At 68.5% G+C, this 3,446-nt stretch carries 5 protein-coding genes; 4 read left to right on the forward strand and 1 reads right to left on the reverse strand.

The annotated features are described in order from the left end of the window. The 4 genes from Q4F91_RS12620 to Q4F91_RS12635 form a co-directional block, all read left to right on the forward strand. The coding region (locus tag Q4F91_RS12620) for an aspartate/glutamate racemase family protein (protein WP_303338083.1) at window positions 1–525 on the forward strand (525 nt) is incomplete at its 5' end. A 78-nt stretch (window positions 526–603) separates the two neighbouring features. Further along, window positions 604–825: a 4-oxalocrotonate tautomerase family protein gene (locus Q4F91_RS12625; protein WP_303338084.1), complete on the forward strand. Its 222-nt coding sequence runs from the start codon at window positions 604–606 to the stop codon at window positions 823–825. Between the two features lie 24 nt (window positions 826–849). Next, complete coding sequence (locus tag Q4F91_RS12630) at window positions 850–1,056, forward strand: tautomerase family protein (RefSeq protein WP_303338085.1); 207 nt, start codon at window positions 850–852, stop codon at window positions 1,054–1,056. Between the two features lie 116 nt (window positions 1,057–1,172). Further along, the gene (locus Q4F91_RS12635; RefSeq protein WP_303338086.1) at window positions 1,173–2,405 is read left to right on the forward strand and encodes a hypothetical protein; all 1,233 of its coding nucleotides are present in this window, start codon (window positions 1,173–1,175) and stop codon (window positions 2,403–2,405) included. Window positions 2,406–2,486: 81 nt separating this feature from the next. Here the strand turns inward: Q4F91_RS12635 and Q4F91_RS12640 are convergent. Further along, on the reverse strand, window positions 2,487–3,446 hold a 960-nt coding region (locus Q4F91_RS12640), incomplete at its 5' end, for an adenine deaminase C-terminal domain-containing protein (protein ID WP_303338087.1).

A 3,446-nucleotide genomic window follows, 5' to 3' on the forward strand; every position in this document is an offset into this window, starting at 1 on the left:
CTCGAGAGCGCGGGCCGGATACTGCTCGCCTCGATCGAGCGGCTCGCCGCCGCGGGTGCCGAGGCCGTGGCGCTCACGGGCGTGACCGCGCACGCGGTGCTCGACATCATCCGCGACCGCCTGCCCGTCCCGGTGCTCACGATCGCCGATGCGGTCGCCGAGGATGCGCGCCGCCGCGGCATCCGCCATGCGGTGCTGCTCGGAACGCTCCCCACGATGCGCGACGATTTTTTCAGGAAACCGCTCGCCGAGGGCGGGCTCGCGACCACTGTGCCTGCAGCCATGGAGCAGGAATTCATCGAGCACTGCATCGAGACCGAGCTCGAGCCCGGCGTCGTGCGCGCCGAGACCCGCGAGGCCGTCGAGGAGATCGCCGCCGACCTGATGGAGAAGGCGGACGCCGACGCCGTGATCCTCGGCTGCACGGAGCTCCCGCTCCTCTGGCGCGACTCGCCCGCCCCCTTCCCCGTCATCAATGCGGCCGAGGTGCACGCCGAGGCGCTGATCCGCTACATTCTCGAGTGACACGCCCGGGGGCCCGGGCAATCATCTCGGAAGAGACAGAATTTACACATCCATTCTTCCAAAAAAAGGAGATACATCATGCCGCTCATCACGATCAAGGTCACCGGCGGAGCCGAAGCCCCCACGCCCGAGCAGAAGGCTGAGCTTCTGAAGGGCGCCACGGACCTCGTCGTCCGCGTCCTCGGCAAGAACCCGGCGACGACCCACGTCATCATCGAGGAGGTCGACCCCGACAACTGGGGCGTGGGCGGACTTTCCGCCACGGTGCGCCGCAACCTCACTTCGAAGCCCGCGAAGTAATCCCCGGGCCGGGTTGGAAGGGTCATGACCGAGTACATCATCCGTGTCACGGGCGGCACCGAGGCGCCCACACTCGAGCAGAAGACGGAGATTCTTGACCGTTTCCGCGAGCTTGTGCTGCGGGTGCTCGGCGAGAACCCGCCGACCACGGAGGTCTCGATCAGCGGCGTCGCCCCGGACCGGTGGGGCATCGCGGGGCTCTCCACGACGCTCCATCACAGGGAGCCCTGAAGCGCTCTGATACAAAACCGATCGCTTGGTCACACGAGGCCCGCTTTCTGACACAGGAGGCGGGCCCCGTGTCCTCTAATATCCGCGCATCACTTTCCTTCAGGGGGGACACAGCCATGAACGCTGAACTTATTGAAACGCTCGCCCGCGAGCACGGCAGCCTCTACCTCTACGACCAGGCCGCGATCGAGCGCGACGCTTTGGTTCTGAAGCGCGACTTCGCCGGCTTCGGGCTCCTCTACTCCGTCAAGGCCAATCCCGCCGACGAGGTGCTCGCCACTCTCTTGGGGCTCGGCTTCGGCGCAGACGCCGCCTCGGCGGCGGAGGTCGTCGCCGCGGTGCGTGAGGGCCTTCCGCGCGAGCTGATCCAGTACTCCGCGCCGGGCAAGACCCGTCGCGACATTGAGATCGCGATCGAGCAGGCGACGATCGTCGCGGACAGCCTCGCCGAGATCGAGCGCATCCGCGAGGTCGCCGAGGCCAGGGGGCTCAAGGTCGGGATCGGCGTGCGCGTCAATCCCGAGTTCTCCTACGGGGGAACGGGCGGCGTGCCCTCGAAGTTCGGCATCGACGAGGATCAGCTTTTCAAGTATCTCGCCGAGGCCTCGGCCGACGGCGCGGTGCGCGTGACGGGGCTTCACGTCCATGTGGCGAGCCAGGTGCTCGACACGGAGGCGCTCGAGGGCTGCCACCGCTACCTCTTCGACCTCGTGCGCCGCGTGCGCGCGGCCGCGGGCGGGAAGCTCGAGTTCCTCAACCTCGGGAGCGGCATCGGCATCCCCTACGGCGCCGGTGACCCGGAGGTCGACACGGCACGGCTCGGCGCCGCCGCGCAGGCGCTCCTCGCTGAATTCAGGAAGGAGGCGCCCGAGACGAAGGTGTACCTCGAGACGGGCCGCTTCGTCGCCTGCCGCGCGGGCTACTACATCACGACCGTGCTCGACCGGAAGGTCTCCCACGGGAAGACCTTCCTCATCCTCGCCAATACGCTGAACGGCTTCTACAAGCCCTCCATCACGCGGATGGTGAAGAAGTACGCCGCCGGCGCCAGTCCCGCCGGGTGCGAGCCGCTCTACACGAGGACCGCCGAGGGTGACGCCTTCCGCATCCTCACTTTGAAGCCCCTCGCCGCTCCGACGGAGAAGGTGACCCTGGTCGGCAACCTCTGCACGGCCGCCGACGTCGCGGCCGAGGACGTGGAACTCCCGCGCCTCGAGCCCGGTGACGTCGTCGCCTTCACCAACGCGGGAACCTATGCCGCGGTGCTGAGCCCGATGCAGTTCGCGCAGCTCCCGCGTCCGGCGGAGATCTTCCTCGGGAAGGACGGCCGCGCGGTCCGCTGCGGCTGATCTGACGGATCAGACGGCAAAGGCGCCGGGGAGCGGGTTTCATGCTCCTGCGGCGCCTTTCTTCTCTTCGGGCGTCGATGCTCAGGCCGGCGCGTCCGTCGGCACGAAGGTGAACTTCTCCGCATCGAAGAGCCCGTCGGCGGTGAGCTTGAGCTTCGGGATCACGGGAAGCGCGAGGAAACTCAAGGTCATGAAGGCGTCGGCCTTTTCCCAGATGCCGAAGTGATCGCGGGCGAGCGCGATGAGGTCCCTGAGGCTCGCCGCCACCTCGGAAGGCGCCGCGTCGCTCATGAGGCCCCCGACGGGGAGCGGGAGCGAGGCGAGCACATCTCCGGAGGAGACCATGGCGATGCCGCCGCCCATAGCCTCCACGGCCCGGACGGCCGCGGCCATGTCGGATTCACTGTCGCCCGCGACCACGATGTTGTGCGAGTCGTGGGCGATGCTCGTCGCGATCGCGCCGTTCCTCAGGCCGTAGCGGCGGTCAAGGAGCGCGACGCCGTGACGGCCGGTCGCCCGGTGGCGCTCGAGGACGACGAGCTTCAGGAGCCCTGGGTTTTTCTCAAGCATCACGCGCCCGTCGGCTTCGACGGTGACCTCTTCGATCAGTTCCGTCGTGATGAGCGAGTGCGGCTCGAGCCCGATCACGCGGGCGCGTCCCGAGGGCGCGAGGACGGCGAAGTCGGCTTCGGTGAAGGGCGCGAGGCGCACGGAAGCGGCGACTTCGGCGAGGTCGGTCCGTTCGCAGGGAGCGGTGAGGCTGCCCTCCCCGGCAACCCTCGCCCCGCCCGACCAGACGTCGGTCACGCGGAAGTCCTTCAGGTCCTCGACAAGGACGAGGTCGGCGCGCTTCCCCGGGGCGACCGCGCCGCGGTCCCGGAGTCCGTAGCACTCGGCGGCGTTGAGCGTGGCCATCGTGACGGCGGTCATCGGGTCGAGTCCGAGCGCAACGGCGTCGCGCAGGATGCCGGCGATGTGGCCCCGCTCCATGATGTCGGCCGCATGCCGGTCATCGGTGCAGAAGAGGCAGCGGCGGGCGAT

Origin of the sequence: Sutterella sp., from assembly GCF_030539355.1 — a bacterium.
GTDB lineage: Bacteria > Pseudomonadota > Gammaproteobacteria > Burkholderiales > Burkholderiaceae_F > Sutterella.